The 16,503-nt window shown below is 74.4% G+C and carries 11 protein-coding genes and 1 pseudogene; 8 read left to right on the top strand and 4 right to left on the bottom strand.

What is annotated here, in order from left to right:
• Positions 1-25 precede the first annotated feature (25 nt).
• Positions 26-2,161, bottom strand: a complete 2,136-nt coding sequence (locus QSK52_RS09550) for a sigma-70 family RNA polymerase sigma factor (protein ID WP_285735505.1) — start codon at positions 2,159-2,161, stop codon at positions 26-28.
• A 158-nt stretch (positions 2,162-2,319) separates the two neighbouring features.
• On the opposite strand from QSK52_RS09550, the gene QSK52_RS09555 reads away from it, so the two are divergent.
• From QSK52_RS09555 to QSK52_RS09580, 6 genes and pseudogenes are all read left to right on the top strand, one after another.
• Entirely contained in the window at positions 2,320-3,849 is a 1,530-nt protein-coding gene (locus QSK52_RS09555; protein WP_285735506.1) for a UDP-N-acetylglucosamine 1-carboxyvinyltransferase, read from the top strand.
• 259 nt (positions 3,850-4,108) lie between these two features.
• A complete protein-coding gene (locus QSK52_RS09560) occupies positions 4,109-5,527 on the top strand; it encodes a pectinesterase family protein (RefSeq protein WP_285735507.1) in 1,419 nt (472 codons plus the stop codon).
• A complete protein-coding gene (locus QSK52_RS09565; RefSeq protein WP_285735508.1) occupies positions 5,524-7,017 on the top strand; it encodes an RICIN domain-containing protein in 1,494 nt (497 codons plus the stop codon). Before QSK52_RS09560 ends, QSK52_RS09565 begins: the two co-directional genes overlap by 4 nt.
• A gap of 93 nt (positions 7,018-7,110) precedes the next feature.
• Positions 7,111-7,902 (top strand): helix-turn-helix domain-containing protein, encoded by a 792-nt coding sequence (locus tag QSK52_RS09570; RefSeq protein ID WP_285735509.1) that lies wholly within the window; start codon positions 7,111-7,113, stop codon positions 7,900-7,902.
• 109 nt (positions 7,903-8,011) lie between these two features.
• A pseudogene (locus tag QSK52_RS09575) lies at positions 8,012-9,466 on the top strand (MFS transporter).
• Between the two features lie 38 nt (positions 9,467-9,504).
• Positions 9,505-9,870, top strand: coding sequence for a nuclear transport factor 2 family protein (locus QSK52_RS09580; protein WP_285735510.1), 366 nt, complete (start codon positions 9,505-9,507; stop codon positions 9,868-9,870).
• A 78-nt stretch (positions 9,871-9,948) separates the two neighbouring features.
• Here the strand turns inward: QSK52_RS09580 and QSK52_RS09585 are convergent, their stop codons facing one another.
• Genes QSK52_RS09585 through QSK52_RS09595 form a run of 3 tightly spaced genes read right to left on the bottom strand, consistent with a single transcriptional unit; the run spans position 9,949 to position 13,506 of the window.
• On the bottom strand, positions 9,949-10,782 hold the full coding sequence (locus QSK52_RS09585) for a DUF1684 domain-containing protein (protein WP_285735511.1): 834 nt from the start codon (positions 10,780-10,782) through the stop codon (positions 9,949-9,951).
• Positions 10,779-12,194, bottom strand: a complete 1,416-nt coding sequence (locus QSK52_RS09590) for an NtaA/DmoA family FMN-dependent monooxygenase (RefSeq protein WP_285735512.1) — start codon at positions 12,192-12,194, stop codon at positions 10,779-10,781. Before QSK52_RS09590 ends, QSK52_RS09585 begins: the two co-directional genes overlap by 4 nt.
• 22 nt (positions 12,195-12,216) lie before the next feature.
• Complete coding sequence (locus tag QSK52_RS09595) at positions 12,217-13,506, bottom strand: LLM class flavin-dependent oxidoreductase (RefSeq protein WP_285735513.1); 1,290 nt, start codon at positions 13,504-13,506, stop codon at positions 12,217-12,219.
• 605 nt (positions 13,507-14,111) lie between these two features.
• Here QSK52_RS09595 and QSK52_RS09600 point away from each other — a divergent pair.
• On the top strand, positions 14,112-14,879 hold the full coding sequence (locus tag QSK52_RS09600) for a GNAT family N-acetyltransferase (protein ID WP_285735514.1): 768 nt from the start codon (positions 14,112-14,114) through the stop codon (positions 14,877-14,879).
• Positions 14,876-15,967 (top strand): LLM class flavin-dependent oxidoreductase, encoded by a 1,092-nt coding sequence (locus QSK52_RS09605; RefSeq protein ID WP_285735515.1) that lies wholly within the window; start codon positions 14,876-14,878, stop codon positions 15,965-15,967. The genes QSK52_RS09600 and QSK52_RS09605 overlap by 4 nt, the downstream gene beginning before the upstream one ends.
• Positions 15,968-16,503 lie beyond the last annotated feature (536 nt).

Raw genomic sequence — 16,503 nt, forward strand, 5'->3', positions numbered from 1 at the left:
CGTCGCGGTCGGCGGTGGCGGGCCGTCAGCTCCGGTGCTGCTCGGTCATGGTGGCGCCCGCCGCCGTCCGGGGGCGCAGGAACGCGGTGGGCGGGAGGCCGCCGTCGGCCGGGCGGACGGCTTCGGCGGTGGACGCCTCCGTGGAGGTGAAGAGGTCGGCCGCGGATGAGTCCCAACTGTTGCCGGTGGAGCGGGAGTTCGGTCCGCGTTGGACGTCCCGGCCGTTGCCGAGGGCGGCGTTGGCGGACAACTCGGCTGCGGCGTCCGGGAGGTAGAAGCCGAGGAGCGCGTTGCGGAAGGCGGAGTTGCCGGTCAGCCGCAGAGCGCCCGGGTTGCCCTCGTCGTTGAAGCCGAGGCCGGAGTTGTCCCAGGCGGCGTTGTTCACCACCAGGTGCGCCACCGCCGTCCGGCCGCTCCCGCCGCCGCCCAGGGTGAAGCCGTTGCCGTTGCGGTACGACCAGTTGCTGTCCACCGTCACCGGGTCGGTGAAGCCGCCCAGGTCGAGGCCGTCGGTCGCGTTGCCGTGGAAGCGGTTGCCGCGCACCACGTTGCCCTCGCCCGAGCCGAAGGTCAGGCCGAGCCCGATCCCGGTGCCGCCCGCGGCGTCCCGGTTGTCGTAGAAGTCGCTGTCCAGCACCGCGTTGCCGCTCGTCCCGGCGTCCCGCAGCAGCAGCCCCGAGCGGCCGTTGCCGTGGAACGCGACCCGCTGGAACACCGTCGAACGGCAGCCGCTGCACACCCAGCCGTGCCCCGCCGCGCCGCGCAGCTCCAGCCCCTGGACCGTCCAGAACCCGCCGGTCTGGGTCACCGCCCAGGCGGAGGCGGGCAGCGCGGAGGCGTCCAGCACCGGGTGCTCGTCGCGGTAGGCGGAGAGGGTGATCCGCTGCGCCTCGGTGCCGGCCGTGCCGATGCCCACCGGCGCCGTCAGCCGGTACGTGCCGCCGCGCAGCGCGACCGTCTGCCCGGGCCGGACGACCGCCGCGGCCCGGGCCAGGGACGCGAACGGGTGCTCCAGCGAGCCGTCCGCCGCGTCCGAGCCGTCCGGGGCGACGTACAGGTCCGCGACCGGCACGCCGGGGCCGGGGGCCGCGGGCAGGGCGGACGCGGCGGGGGAGGGGACCGGGGACTGCGAGGGGGCCGCGGAGGGGGACGGCGGCGCCTGCGCGGCAGCGGTCGCGACCGTGGCCGTGGCGGCCGTGGCGGCCGTGGCGGCCGTGGCGGGCGCGGAGGGCCGCGGGGCGGGGGCGTCGGGGCTCGACCACGGGGCGAGGGTCAGCAGCACCGCGGTCGCCGCCGCCACGGCCGTGGCGCCCGCCGCCGTCCGCGCGGCGGTCCGGCCCGCGGCGGGGGCGCCCTTGCGCAGCGCGGCGCCCAGTCCGTCCGCGAGCCGGTCCGGCACCAGCAGCACGCCGAGGCCGGGCAGCAGCCGCTCCGGGGCGACCAGACCGGTGGCGCGGTCCTCGCAGGCGGCGCACCCGCGCAGGTGCCGGGCCAGCCGCTTGCGCCACACCGAACCGGGACGGCCGTCCCACCCGGCGGCCGCCCGTTCGAGCCCGGCGCAGCGAGGTGTGGCGTCCAGGGCCCGCACCAGGGCGCGGACCAGGTCGAGTTGGGCCTTCATCCGCTTCACCTTGACGGCGGCGTGCGGGGGTTGCAGACCGAGTGCGGCGGCGAGCTCGGCACGGGTGAGGGTGCCGGTGGTCTCCTGCCACCACAGGGCCAGCAGTTGACGGTCGGACGGATCCAACCAGGCGGTGGCGCGCACGAGTTCGCGCCGCTGGGCGGAGAGCAGCAGTTCGGCGACGCTCCGGTCGGCGAAGTCGGTGCCCGGGTCGGGGACGTCCAACGCCTCGAAGCGGTGCGGCAGTTCCACCGTCCGTCGGCGTCCGTGCTCCTGGGCCCGGCGGTAGGCGATCGCCACCAGCCAGGATCTGAAGCTCTCCGGGTCGCGCAGGTCGGCGAGCCCGCGCACCGCCCGCAGCATGGTCTCCTGGGTCAGGTCGTCGGCGTCCGTCGGGCCGACCGTCCGGGCCAGCAGGTTGTAGACCAGCGGCAGGTGCGCTTCCAGCAGCCGTTCCAGCGCCGCCGCGTCCCCCGCCTGGGCCGCCGTCACCAGTCGTGGGACGTCCGCCCCGGCCTCCCGCCGACCCTCCGCGAGCACCGCCGCCACCCCTCCCGTCCGGACCGACCGCACCGGGGTCCGCATCCTGGCATGGCCCCGCCCGGGACGTAAAGCGGTTCGGTGCCCGGACGACCCCGACACGCCCGGAACGGCTGCTGAATGTGCGTCGTATCGCACAGGTGAGATATGTTCACGCAGTGACCGAAGACTACCTCTCCCGCATCGGCAAGCTCGTCCGCGCCGCCCGCACCCACAAGGGCTGGACGCAGAGCCAGCTCGCCGCGGCCCTCGGCACCACGCAGAGCGCGGTGGCCCGGATCGAGTCCGGCGGCCAGAACATCGGCCTGGACCTGGTCGCCCGGATCGGCGAGGCGCTCGACAGCGAGATCGTCTCGCTCGGCGTGGCCGGGCCGATGAACCTGCGGGTGGTCGGCGGGCGCACCCTCTCCGGCAGCATCGAGGTCCGCACCAGCAAGAACGCCTGCGTCGCGCTGCTCGCCGCCTCCCTGCTCACCACCGGCCGCACCACCCTGCGGCGGGCCGCCCGGATCGAGGAGGTCTACCGGCTGCTGGAGGTCCTCGCCAGCATCGGCGTGCGCCACCGCTGGACCAACGGCGGCGTCGACCTGGAGATCACCCCGCCCGCCGAGCTCGACCTCTCCGGCATGGACGAGGACGCCGCCCGGCGCACCCGCAGCATCCTGATGTTCCTCGGCCCGCTGCTGCACCGCGCCGACCGCTTCGAGATCCCCTACGCGGGCGGCTGCGACCTCGGCACCCGCACCATCCAGCCCCACCTGTCGGCCCTGCGCCAGTTCGGACTGCACGTCAGCGCCACCACCGGCACCTACCGGGCCAGCGTCGACCGCACGGTCTCCCCGCAGCGCCCCATCGTCCTCACCGAACGCGGTGACACCGTCACCGAGAACGCGCTGCTCGCCGCCGCCCGCCACCCCGGCACCACCGTCATCCGCAACGCCAGCGCCAACTACATGGTCCAGGACCTGTGCTTCTTCCTGGAACTGCTCGGCGTGCGGGTCGAGGGCATCGGCACCACCACCCTCACCGTGCACGGCAAGGCCGTCATCGACGCCGACGTCGACTACGCGCCCTCCGAGGACCCGGTCGAGGCGATGAGCCTGCTCACCGCCGCCGTCGTCACCAACTCCGAACTGACCGTCCGCCGCGTCCCGATCGAGTTCGTCGAGATCGAGCTCGCCGTCCTGGAGGAGATGGGCCTCGACTGCGAGCGCGGCCCCGAGTACCCGGCCGCCAACGGCCGCACCCGGCTCACCGACCTCACCGTGCGCCCCTCCAAGCTGGTCGCGCCGATCGACAAGATCCACCCGATGCCGTTCCCCGGCATCAACATCGACAACCTGCCGTTCTTCGCCGCGATCGCGGCCTGCGCCCACGGCACCACCCTGGTCCACGACTGGGTCTACGAGAACCGCTCGGTCTACCTCACCGAACTCGGCCGGGTCGGCGCCAGCGTCCAGCTCATGGACCCGCACCGCGTCCTGGTCGAGGGCCCCACCCGCTGGCGCGCCGCCGAGATGATGTGCCCCCCGGCGCTGCGCCCCGCGATGGTCCTGCTGCTGGCCATGCTGGCCGCCGAGGGCACCTCCGTCCTGCGCAACGTCTACGTGATCAACCGCGGCTACGAGGACCTGGCCGCGCGCCTCAACTCGGTCGGCGCGCAGATCGAGGTCTTCCGCGACATCTGAGACATCCAAGACATCCAAGACATCCGAGACGTTCGAGACCGCTGGCGCGGGGTGCGCCCGGTCATCGCACCAGTGCGTTAGGGCCGTCCCGGCTTCGGCCGGGGCGGCCCTTCTGCGTGCCCGGACGCCCGCTCCGGGACACCGCGGGACATCCTGCAGAAAAGTTTTTGTCATCCCGTCATGCCGCCTCCCGTCTACAGGGGTGCTGCGGGCCGATCCGGCCTGCGGCGCGGATCCCCTGTGCGGAGAGGACGGACCGATGTCCGGAAGATTGCGTGGCGCGGCGGTGGCCGCGGTGGTGCTCGGAGCAGGGACGGTGACGGTCGCCCCGGCAGGTGCGGCCACCCTGCCCGCTGCCGGGACGTACCAGTTGGCGGTGGTGAGGAGCGGGATGTGTCTGGACGTGCCGTCGGGGTCGACGGCGTCGGGGGCGAAGTTGCAGCAGTGGGGGTGCGGTGGCGGGCAGGGCAATCAGCAGTGGCGGTTGGTGCCGGTGTCCTCGGGTGTCTACCAGTTGGTGAACGTGGGGAGCGGGATGTGCCTGGACGTGCCGTCGGGGTCGACGGCGAGCGGGGTGCAGTTGCAGCAGTGGGGTTGCGGGGCCGGGCAGAGCAACCAGCAGTGGTCGCTGGTGGCGAATGGGGCGGGGACGTTCCAGGTCGTCAGCGTGCGCAGTGGGTTGTGCATGAGTGACCGGGGGGCGTCCACCACGGCCGGGACGGCGGTGGTCCAGGAGAGCTGTACCGCGAACACCAACAAGCAGTGGGCCTTCCGCCCCGTCGGCAGCGCCGTCGCGTCGACCGTCGCGCAGGACGGCACCGGCCGCTACACCACCGTGCAGGCGGCGGTCGACGCCGTCGGCAGCGGCAACGCCAGCCGGGTGGTGATCACCATCAAGCCGGGCACCTACCGGGAGAAGGTCACCGTCCCCGCGGACAAGCCGTTCATCACCCTGCAGGGCCTGGGCGCGAGCCCGGCGGACGTGGTGCTGGTCGGCAACCGGAACGCGGGCACGTACGGGACGGCGGGCAGCGCCACCGTGGTCGCCCAGGGCCACGACTTCACGGCGACCGACCTCACCTTCAGCAACGACTTCGACGAGAACAGCTCCGACACCGGCGACCAGGCCCTCGCGCTCTACCTGGACGCGGACCGGGCGGTGCTGGACAACGTGCGGCTGCTGGGCGACCAGGACACCTTCCTGGTCAACGAGAGCGCCCGGACGTACGTGGTCGGCTCGTACGTCGAGGGGACGGTCGACTTCATCTACGGCGGCGGCGTCGCCGTGTTCGACAACTGCCGGATCCACGAGAAGCGCACCACCGGAGGCCCGATCACCGCCGCCAGCACCCCGGCCACCCGGGCCTACGGCTTCCTGTTCCACCACTCGACGATCGACGGGACGACCGCCGGGAAGACCCAGCTGGGGCGGCCCTGGCGGCAGGGCGCCCAGGTGGTGTACCGGGAGTCCGTGCTGACGGACACCGTCGCCACCGCGCAGCCCTGGATCGACATGTCCACCAGCACCTGGCAGAGGGCCCGGTACTTCGAGTACCGCAACACCGGCGCGGGCGCGGGCGTGAACACCAACCGCCCGCAGCTCACCGACGCCCAGGCCGCCGCGTACACCCCGCAGAAGTACCTGGCGGGCGCCGACGGCTGGAACCCCGTCCGATGAGCACCCCCACCACGACGCGAGAGGACACCACCACCGTGCGAGCCACCACCGTGCGAGCCACCACCACCCGCCGCCTGACCGGGACCGCGGCGGCCCTGCTGCTGGGCGCGGGCGCCGTCTCGGTCGCCCCGGCCGCCGAGGCCGTGACGCTGCCCGCTGCCGGGACGTACCAGTTGGCGGTGGTGAGGAGCGGGATGTGTCTGGACGTGCCGTCGGGGTCGACGGCGTCGGGGGCGAAGTTGCAGCAGTGGGGGTGCGGTGGCGGGCAGGGCAATCAGCAGTGGCGGTTGGTGCCGGTCAGTGGCGGTGTCTACCAGTTGGTGAACGTGGGGAGCGGGATGTGCCTGGACGTGCCGTCGGGGTCGACGGCGGGCGGGGTGCAGTTGCAGCAGTGGGGTTGCGGGGCTGGGCAGAGCAACCAGCAGTGGTCGCTGGTGGCGAGCGGGGCGGGGACGTTCCAGGTCGTCAGCGTGCGCAGCGGGTTGTGCATGAGTGACCAGGGGGCGTCCACCACGGCCGGGACGGCGGTGGTCCAGGAGACCTGCACCGCGAACACCAACAAGCAGTGGGCCTTCCGCCCGGTGGACACCGGGCGGAGCTGGCCGAGCACCGCGGACGGGTTCGCCGCCACCGGGGGCGGCACGACCGGCGGCGCGGCCGGGCCGACCGTCACCGTCACCACCTTCGCCGACCTGGTCAAGTACGCGACGGCGGACGGGCCTTGCACGATCCGGGTCGCGGCGGCGATCACCGTCGCGCCGTACGGCTACGAGATCCCGGTGAAGTCGGACAAGACCGTCGTCGGCGTCGGCACCGCGGGCGAGATCGTCCACGGCGGGTTCTTCCTCGGCACCGGGGTGCACAACGTGATCCTGCGCAACCTCACCATCCGGGACGCGCAGATGGCCGACGACGACCCCGACGACAAGGTGTACGACTACGACGGCATCCAGATGGACACCGCCGACCACGTGTGGATCGACCACAACCGGATCGAGCGGATGAACGACGGCCTGATCGACAGCCGGAAGGACACCAGCTACCTCACCGTCTCCTGGAACGTCCTGGGCGAGGAGAACAAGGCGTTCGGCATCGGCTGGACCGACAACGTCACGGCCCGGGTCACCGTCCACCACAACTGGATCCACGACACCAACCAGCGCAACCCCAGCGTGGACAACGTCGCCTACGCGCACCTCTACGACAACTACCTGCAGAACGTCGCCTCCTACGGCAACCTGTCGCGCGGCGCCTCGCGCACCGTGATCGAGAACAGCTACTACGACCACGTCGACAACCCCTACTACAACGACACTTCCGCCGCCGCCCTGACCCAGCGCGGCAGCATCGTGGTCAACAGCACCGGCAAGCAGCAGACCAACGGCACCACCTTCGACCCGTCCTCGTTCTACCCGTACACCCTGGACCCGGCCGCCGACGTGCCCGCCCTGCTCGCCCGGTACGCGGGCCCGCAGGGCAACATCGGCTGACCGGCCCCGTCGGGCCCGCTCCGGGGCGACCGGAACGGCCGGATCGACCGGGGCGGGCCTGACGTAGATTGGGGCGGACGAAGGGGGACGCCGGTGGCGGTGGACGCGGACGAACAGGCGCAGGTGGGGCCGCTGTTGGCGCAGTGGCGGCGACGGCGGCGGATCAGCCAGCTGGAGCTGGCCAACCTGGCGGGCGTCTCGGCGCGGCACGTCGGGTTCGTGGAGACCGGGCGTTCGCGGCCCAGCCGGGAGATGGTGCTGCGGCTGGCCGACCACCTGGAGGTGCCGCTGCGGGAGCGCAACGCGCTGCTGCTGGCCGCCGGTTACGCGCCCGTGTTCCAGGAGAGGAGGCTCGACGACCCGGCGATGCGCCCGCTCCTGGCGGCGGTGCGCCGGGTGCTGGACGGCCACCGGCCCTACCCGGCCCTGGTGATGGACGGCCGGCGCCACCTCGTCGCGTCCAACGAACCCTTCGACCGGCTGTTCACCGCGGGCGTCGCCGCCCACCTGCTCCAGCCGCCGGTCAACGCCCTGCGCCTGGTCCTGCACCCCGACGGGATGGCCCCCCGGATCGCCAACCTCGGCCGGTGGCGCGGCAAACTGCTCTCCGGGCTGGCCCGTCGCGCGGCCCTCGACGGAAGCCTCCGGCCGCTGTACGAGGAACTGCTCGGCTACCCGTGCGAGCAGCCGGTGCCCGAGGTCGACATCCCGGGGCCGGACGAGATCATGCTCCCGCTCGAACTGCGCTGCGACGGAAGGGTGCTGTCGTTCCTCGCGATGTTCGCCACCTTCGGCACCGCCCGCGACCTGATCTCCTCCGAACTGCTCATCGAGAGCTTCTTCCCGGCGGACGAGGACACCGCCGCCTACCTGACGGGTAGTTGAGGCACCCGGCGGGCGCGGGGAGAGTGGAGCACGCACCGCGCCCCGCCCCCGCAGCCGGGGCGGAGCGGCGCGGGCCCACTCGTCGCGCACCCCAGGAGCCTGTCCGCCCATGACCGACAGCACCACCGTGCCCACCGCCACTGCCACCGCCCCGACGGCTGCCGCGCCGTCCGGGCCGCACCGCGCCACCCTGCCGATCGTCCTGGCCGGGGTGTTCCTCGCCGGGCTCGACTTCTTCATCGTCAACGTCGCCGTCCCCGCCCTCCAACGCGACCTGCACGCCACCGACGCCCAGATCCAACTCGTGGTGGCCGCCTACGCGTTGACGTACGGCGTCGGCCTGGTCACCGGCGGCCGACTGGGCGACCTGTACGGGCGCCGCCGCATCCTCGCGCTGGGCATGGCCCTGTTCACCGCCGCCTCCGCGGCCGCCGGGGCCGCCCCCAGTGCCGAACTGCTGATCGCCGGACGGGTGCTGCAGGGCGCCGCGGCCGCCCTGATGGCACCCCAGGTGCTCGGCATCATCACCACCGCCTAGCAGGGCCCGGCCCGGGCCCGGGCGGTCAGCTGGTACGCCGCCGCGTCCGGGGTCGCCGCCGTGTTCGGCCAGTTGATCGGCGGCCTGCTGATCCGCGCCGACCTGCTAGGCCTCGGCTGGCGGGCCTGCTTCCTGGTCAACCTGCCGATCGGCCTGGCCGCCGCGCTCGCCGCGGCCCGGCTGCTGCCCGAGTCCAAGGCCCCCGGACGGCCGCGTCCCGACCTGCTCGGCCTGCTGCTGGTCACCGCCGCGCTGACCGCGCTCTGCCTGCCGCTGATCGAGGGCCGCGAACGGGGCTGGCCGCTGTGGTCCCGGCTGCTGCTGGCCGCCGGACCGCTGCTGCTGGCCGCCTTCACCGCCCAGCAGCGGCGCCTGCGGCTGCGCGGCGGCTCGCCCTCGCTCGACCTGACGCTGTTCCGGGAGCGCGCCTTCACCGCGGGACTGGTGGCCCAACTCGTCTTCTGGGCCTCGATGGCCTCCTACTTCCTGGTGTTCGCGCTCTACCTCCAGCAGGGCCGCCACCTCGCGCCGATCTCCTCCGGCCTGGTGTTCAGCGTGCTCGGCCTCGGCTACGTCGCCGCCTCCACCACCGCCCGCCACCTGGCCGCCCGGATCGGCCGGCACGCCGTCACGACGGGCGCCGTGCTGCGCGCGGCCGGACTGCTGCTGGAGCTGTGGGCCGTCAGCGGGGAGGGCCGGAGCCTGTGGTGGCTGGTGCCCGGCCTGCTGCTGGACGGCTGCGGCATGGGCCTGTCCTTCGCCCCGCTGACCGCCACCGTGCTGGCCCGCGTCCCGGCCGCGAGCGCGGGCTCGGCCGGCGGGATGCTCACCACCGGACTGCAGGTCGGCAACGCGCTCGGCGTCGCCCTGATCGGCCTGGTCTTCTACCGCGTCCTCGCCGACACCCCCGGCCCCGACGCCGTCCCGGCCGCGTTCCGCGCCTGCCTGCTGTACGTGCTGGCCGCCACCGCGCTGTTCGCCCTGGTGGTCCAGGCCCTGCCCGGCCGGAAGGCGGCCGGGCAGTGACGACCGCTCCGAACGACCCGCCCGAGAGGGGAACGACCGTGCCCGACCACGACGAACTGGCCCGCCGCTACGTGGAACTGTGGAACGAGCCCGACCCGGCCCGCCGCCGTGCCGAGATCGACGCGCTGTTCGCACCCGGCATCGCGCACCGCAGCCCGACCCTGGAAGCCGACGGCCGTGCGGCGATGGCCGACCGGGTCGCCGCGTCCCACCGGAAGTGGGTGCGCGACAGCGGGCACGAGTTCCGCGCCCTGCCCGGTGCGGACGGGCACCACGGCACCGTCCGGCTGCGCTGGGAGATGGTGCACGCGGCGAGCGGTGAACGGGTCTCGCTGGGCTTCGACTTCCTCACCCTCGACGCGGACGGGCTGATCCTGTCGGACCACCAGTTCGTCGACGGCTGAGACCGGACCGGCCCCGGGGGAGCCCCGGGGCCGGGAACGCCGGGCCCGCGGCCGACGTCGCACAGCGCGGTGCCGCGCCTACGGCTGCCCGCCGCGCTCCAGCGGGATCCGCTCCCCGGCCTCGACCGCCGCCGGGAGCCGGTTCTCGGCGGGCGGCAGCGGGCAGGTCGCCAGGTCGGTGTAGGCGCAGGGCAGGTTGGTGGCCCGGTTGAAGTCGACCGTGACCCGGCCCTCCTCGTCCGGCGCCGGGACGCTCAGCGCCCGGTTCGCGGCGTACGTGGTGACGCCCGAGGTGGCGTCGGTGAACAGCACCTGCAGACTGCCCGGCAGGTGGCCGTTGAACGCGGTCAGCCGGTGCGTGCCGCCCCCGCCGGGCAGCGTGAACTCGATCTCGCCCGGCGCGTCGTACACGTGCTGCAGGCCCTCGACGGCCGCGCCGACGGTCACCGGGCGCGGCTGCTCGAACGGCAGGTAGCGGCCGGTCAGCGCCCACTGCGGGTCCGGGGCGTACGCGGGGGTGCGGGTGAAGTCGCGCAGCAGCGGGTTGTCGGGGTGCCGGGGCCGGACGATGTCGTGGCCGCCGCGCTTGGCGACCTCGATCACCGCCTCGCCCGCCGTCGCGTACAGGCTGGCCCGCTCCGGCAGCACGCCGAAGCCGTGCCGCCCGCGCACCGGCTCGCCGTCCAGCAGCAGTTCCTCGCCCTCGTCCAGCTCGACCCACACCCCGTCCGGGCCGGTCCACCAGGCGCCCGGCGCGTCCGGGAAACGGGCCGGTTCGGCGTCCAGCCAGTGCAGGGAGGTGACGGCGAGGAAGCCGTGCGGGTCGGCCAGGGCGCGCTGGCTGGCGGCGTGCCACTCCTCCCACTCGCGGGTGAACGCGGCGGTGTCGACGGGCTCGTGCGTGGTCGTCATGTCGTTTCCTTCGTGCGGGTGTCGGTGGGGGACGGCAGGTCGAGGTGCTCGCGCAGGGTGCTGCCCTCGTACTCGGTGCGGAACACGCCGCGCTCCTGGAGCAGCGGCACGACGGTGTCGGCGAACTCGTCCAGGCCGCCCGGGGTCAGGTGCGGGGCGAGGATGAAGCCGTCGCTGGCGTCCTCCTGGACGAAGCGGTTCAGCTCCTCGGCGACCCGGGCCGGGGTGCCGATGAAGGACTGCCGGCCGGTCACCTCGATCACCAGGTCCCGGACCGAGAGGTTCTTCGCCTCGGCCAGCGCCCGCCACTCGCGGGCCACCGCCAGCGGGTCCCGGTTCATCCGGACCGAGGCCCGGCCCTGCGCCACGGTGTGCTCGCCGACCAGCGGGTCCGCCTCCGGCAGCGGCCCCTCCGGGTCCAGGTCGGAGAGGTCCCGGTTCCAGACCTGCTCCAGCAGCCGGATCGCGGTCTGCCCGCTGACCTGCTGGCGGCGCACCAGCTCGGCCTTCTCGTGCGCCTCCGCGTCGGTGTCGCCCAGCACGAAGGTCACCGCGGGCAGGATCTTCAGCGAGTCGGGCGAGCGGCCGTACCGGGCCAGCCGGCTCTTCACGTCCGCGTAGAACGCCTTCCCGGCCTCCAGCGTGCCGTGCCGGGAGAAGATCGCGTCGGCCGAGGCGGCGGCGAACTCGCGACCCTGCTCGCTGTCGCCCGCCTGGAAGATCACCGGCCGCCCCTGCGGGGAGCGCGGCACGTCGAACCGGCCCGCGATGTCGAACTCGCTGCTGCGGTAGGCGAATTCACCCGCCCGCGGATCGGACAGGAACGCCCCGGAGGCCCGGTCGGCCAGCACCTCGTCGCCCCGCCAGGAGTCGAACAGCCGCCAGGACGCCTCCAGGAACTGCTGCGCCCGCGCGTACCGGTCCTCCTCGCGCAGGAAGCCGCCGCGCCGGAAGTTCTCGCCGGTGAACGCGTCCCAGGAGGTCACCACGTTCCACGCCGAGCGGCCCGCCGAGAGGTGGTCCAGCGAGGCGAACTGCCGTGCCACCTCGTACGGTTCGTTGAACGTCGAGTTGATCGTCCCGGCCAGGCCGAGCCGGTCGGTGACCGCCGCCAGCGCCGCCAGCACGGTGAAGGTGTCCGGTCGGCCCACCACGTCCAGGTCGTAGATCAGCCCGTTCTGCTCGCGCAGCCGCAGGCCCTCGGCCAGGAACAGGAAGTCGAACTTGGCGCGTTCGGCGGTCCGCGCCAGGTGCGCGAAGGAGCTGAACTCGATCTGGCTGCCCGCCTGCGGGTCGCTCCACACCGTGGTGTTGTTGACGCCCGGGAAGTGCGCGGCCAGGTGGATCCGCTTGAGCGGCTTGCCGCTGCTGCTCCTACTGCTGCTACTGCTACTGCTGCTCTCGTTGCTCATCTCGCGTGCTTTCCTTCGGAGTTCAGGCGCCAACGGCGGCGGCGGGGGCGGGCGCGGCGTCGGCGGCGGGCGCGGCGTAGCGGTTGGCGGGGCGCGGCAGGCCCAGCAGCCCGCGCAGGGTGGATGCCTCGTAGGCGGCGCGGAACAGGCCGCGGCGCTGCAGCTCCGGCACCAGGCCGCGGGTGATCCGCTCCAGGTCGTACGGCAGCCGGCCCGGCCGCAGCCGGAAGCCCGACAGTCCCGCCTGCGCCAACTCGGCCAGCAGGTCGGCCAGTTCGGCGGAGGTGCCGGTGAACACCCGGGCGTCGCTGGTGTACTCGGCGCCCGCCGTCTCGTTCAGCCGGGCCAACTGCTCGGCCGCCGATCCGGGCCGCTCCTCCAGGAACACCACCAGGTCGGCGAAGACGTGCACCGTCTCCGCCTCCCGCCCGGCGGCCCGCTGGGCGGCCCGGATCTCGGCCACGACCGCCCGGGCCCCGTCCGCGTCGTGCGGCGTCACGAACGCCAGGTCGGTGGAGCGACCGGCCAGCCGGAACGGCTCGCCGCGGTGGGCGAGCGCCGCGACCAGCGGCTGCCCCTGCGGCGGGCGGGGCGTGATGGACGGGCCGCGCACCGAGAACCGGGAGCCCACGAAGTCGATGTAGTGCAGCTTGTTCCGGTCGATGAACCGGCCGGTCGCCGCGTCCCGGATCTCCGCGTCGTCCTCCCAGCTGTCCCACAGGCGGCGCAGCACCTCCACGTAGTCCTCGGCCTCGCCGAACGACTCGGCCAGCGCGGCCAGCCCGGCGGGGGAGTCCAGCTCCTCCAGCCGCAGCGGGAGCGGCGCGCGGCGGCCGAAGTGCGCGACCTCGTCGACCCGGGCCGACACCTTCACCCGCAGCCCGGCCCGGCCCTGGCTGACGAAGTCCAGCGTGGCCACCGCCTTCGACAGGTGGAACGGCTCGGTGTGCGTCACGACCGCCGTCGGCACCAGCCCGATGTGCCGGGTCAGCGGCGCGATCCGGGCCGCCACCAGCACCGCGTCCAGCCGCCCCCGGACCCGGTCGGTCCGGGCGTCCGGCTCGAACGGGTGCTCCGACTGCAGGCTCAGCCCGTCCTCGATGGTCAGCAGGTCGAGCAGGCCGTGCTCCGCCTCCGCCGCCAGGTCCGCCCAGTACCGGGCGGTGAACAGCTCCTTCGGCCGGGCGTCCGGCTCCCGCCACGCGGCGGGGTGCCAACCGGCGCCGTCCAGCGCGACGGCCAGGTGCAGGGGGGAGGTCGCGGGGGAGGCGGCGGGGGAGGAGGACGGGGATGCTGCTGGGGATGCGGGCATGGCGGACCGGTTCCTGTTCACGGGAGTGCGCGGATGTGCGCAGAAGTGCGCGGGAGGGTGTGCGGACGCGCCGGGGCGTGCACGGGGGCGCGGCCGGGGCGCGCCGACGGAGGAAGGGGGAGGGGGCTGGTGCCGACCCGGCTCAGCGGGCCGGACAGGCCGGGCGGACGGCGCGGGCCGGACAGAGCGCGGCGCTCACCCGCAGCAGGTCGACCGGCCGGTCGAGGTACACCTCGCGCTCCTGGGACCGCACCGCCGCCACCTCCCCGTCCGCGTCTCGCGGCACCGCCCGGTGCCGCCGTCCTCGCACCGTAACCCCGCACCCGGGCCCGGCACAACGCTGTTCATACAGCGGTAACGAACCGCCGACCCGGGCCCCGCGGACGGCCGTTGACATCCCGTTCGGGAGCGGCCTAGCTTGACCGCGACGGGACGATCCGGGAGGTGGACGGCGGTGCGGGCAGCGGAACGCGCGGTGTACCTCGACCGGCCCGTCGACCTCCAGCGCGTCAGCAGCGCGCTCTGTCCGGCCGGTTGAACCCGCAGCAGCACCGACGTTCACCCGCCGCACCGACGTTCACCCGTCGCACAGGAGCCGCACCGCCATGAGCCAGCGCACCGCCCTGCCCGCCTCCGACGTCGACCTCCTCGACAACCCGGCCTGGGCCGCCCTCACCGGCCCGCACGCCCACCTCGCCGAACGCGTCGGCCGGGCCGCCCGCTACCCCGTCGACGTCTCCCCGTTCACCGCGCTCGCCGACCCCGCCGACCCGCGGGCCTGGCAGGACCTCGCCGCCCTGGCCGGGCCGCCCGGCAGCACCACCCCCGTCACCGCCACCGACACCGCGCCCGCGGGCTGGGAGGTCCTGCAGTCCGGTCGGGGCACCCAGCTGGTCGCCACCGCCCTGCGCACCGAACCCGCGCCCGAGGCGGTCGAGTTGGGGCCCGCCGACGTCCCCGAGATCCTCGACCTGGTCACCCGCACCCGGCCAGGGCCCTTCCTGCCCCGCACCGTCGCCCTCGGCCGCTACCTCGGCCTGCGCCACGACGGCCGCCTGGTCGCGATGGCGGGCGAACGCCTCCGCCTGCCCGGATGGACCGAGATCAGCGCCGTCTGCACCGACCCCGACCACCGCGGCCGCGGCCACGCCACCCGCCTGGTCCGCGCCGTCGCCCACGGCATCGAACAGCGCGGCGACACCCCGTTCCTGCACACCGCCGCCGACAACACCCGGGCGATCCGGCTGTACGAGTCGCTCGGCTTCACGCTGCGCCGCCACACCGCGTTCCTGCTGGTCCGCACCCCGGTCGGGCCCACGACGGCCGGGCCCGCGACGGCCGGGCCCGCGACGGACGGGGGACGGGAGCGATGAGCGCCGCGTTCCACTGGTTCCTGCCGACCGGCGGCGACGCCCGCGACCTGGGCGGCGCCGCCCACGGCACCGGCATCGGCGTCGGCACCGGCGGGTCCTCCACCGCCCCCGCGGACCGCCCCGCCAGCCTCGGCTACCTGACCCAACTCGCCCAGGCGGCAGACCAGTTGGGCTACGAGGCGGTCCTCACCCCGACCGGCGCGCACTGCGAGGACGCCTGGATCACCACCGCCGCCCTGATCGCCGCCACCCGGCGGCTCAAGTTCCTGGTCGCCTTCCGCCCCGGCCTGGTCGAACCCGCGCTCGCCGCCCAGACCGCCGCCACCTTCCAGCGCCTCTCCGGCGGGCGGCTGCTGCTCAACGTGGTGGCCGGCGGCAGCGACGCCGAACAGCGCGGCTACGGCGACCGGCTCGACCACGACGCCCGCTACGCCCGGGCCGAGGAGTTCCTCGACGTCGTCCGCACCGCCTGGCGCGGAGCCCCGTACGACCACGCGGGCCCGCACTACCGGATCGAGGGCGGGCAGTTGCGGCAGCCGCCCGAGCCCGCGCCCCGGGTCTACTTCGGCGGCTCCTCCGACCCGGCGCTCGCCGTCGCCGCCCGGCACGCCGACACCTACCTCACCTGGGGCGAACCCGTCGCCCAGGTCGCCGGGAAGATCGCCCGGGTGCGCGAGCTCGCCGCCGCGCACGGCCGCTCCCCGCGCTTCGGCCTGCGGGTGCACGTCCTGAGCCGGGCCACCGCCGCCCGCGCCCGCGAGGACGCCGAAGCGCTGCTGGCCGGGCTCGACGACGCCGCGATCGCCGCCGGGCAGCAGCGGCTGCGCGCCCTGGAGTCCGTCGGCCAGCGCCGGATGCTCGACCTGCACGGCGGCCGCCGCGACCGCCTCTGGGTCACCCCCCACCTGTGGGCCGGCATCGGCCTGGTCCGCGGCGGCGCGGGCACCGCCCTGGTCGGCAGCCACCGCGAGGTCGCCGACCGCCTCGCCGAGTACCGCGCCGCGGGCGTCGACGAGTTCGTCCTCTCCGGCTACCCCCACCTCGAGGAGGCGTACACCTTCGCCGAACACGTCCGCCCGCTGCTCTGACCCCCGCCGGGGCCGAACCGCCCGCAGTCAGGGACGTTCGGCCCCTGCTCCCGCCGCCCTGCCGCGCCGTACGGTGGAGCCTCGCCCGTAGGACGGGTCGGCGGGGCCGTGACACCCCGCCGACCCACCGGGCGCGGGCCGGCCCCGGGCCGGGCGGCCGGGGCGAAGGGCCGGGGGGCGTCGATCTCCCCGGCGGGGCTGGAGGACTTCCGCGCCGCGTTCCGGACGCCCAGGCACGTCCGGATCGAGCCGCCGAGCCGCGGGGGACTGCTGTCGGGGTGTCAGAGGGTGTTCTGCGAGAGTGCGGGTGGTTCGTCCGATTACGTCTAACTGATCATTTCAGAATGACGAGTGAGCCCCTGGCTGCGGGACCGCCAGGAAGCAACGCGGTCGGCCACCGCGGTGCGCCCGGCTCGGGATGCTTCCCCGACGAAGCGGTTGAGCGCGGCACAGCTATCGTGTCGAGTGCAGGCTGGACACCCTGAACCGGACGGGACATGCACCACTACTGGACTGGCGAGGCCCCCTGGGTGCAC

This window comes from Kitasatospora phosalacinea (assembly GCF_030268885.1).
Taxonomy (GTDB): domain Bacteria; phylum Actinomycetota; class Actinomycetes; order Streptomycetales; family Streptomycetaceae; genus Kitasatospora; species Kitasatospora phosalacinea_C.

Coding starts and splice junctions, on each gene's coding strand:
- QSK52_RS09560 (WP_285735507.1), top strand. CDS start 4,109: ATGTCCGGAAGATTGCGTGGCGCGGCGGTGGCCGCGGTGGTGCTCGGA.
- QSK52_RS09565 (WP_285735508.1), top strand. CDS start 5,524: ATGAGCACCCCCACCACGACGCGAGAGGACACCACCACCGTGCGAGCC.
- QSK52_RS09585 (WP_285735511.1), bottom strand. CDS start 10,782: ATGACGACCACGCACGAGCCCGTCGACACCGCCGCGTTCACCCGCGAG.
- QSK52_RS09590 (WP_285735512.1), bottom strand. CDS start 12,194: ATGAGCAACGAGAGCAGCAGTAGCAGTAGCAGCAGTAGGAGCAGCAGC.
- QSK52_RS09595 (WP_285735513.1), bottom strand. CDS start 13,506: ATGCCCGCATCCCCAGCAGCATCCCCGTCCTCCTCCCCCGCCGCCTCC.
- QSK52_RS09600 (WP_285735514.1), top strand. CDS start 14,112: ATGAGCCAGCGCACCGCCCTGCCCGCCTCCGACGTCGACCTCCTCGAC.
- QSK52_RS09605 (WP_285735515.1), top strand. CDS start 14,876: ATGAGCGCCGCGTTCCACTGGTTCCTGCCGACCGGCGGCGACGCCCGC.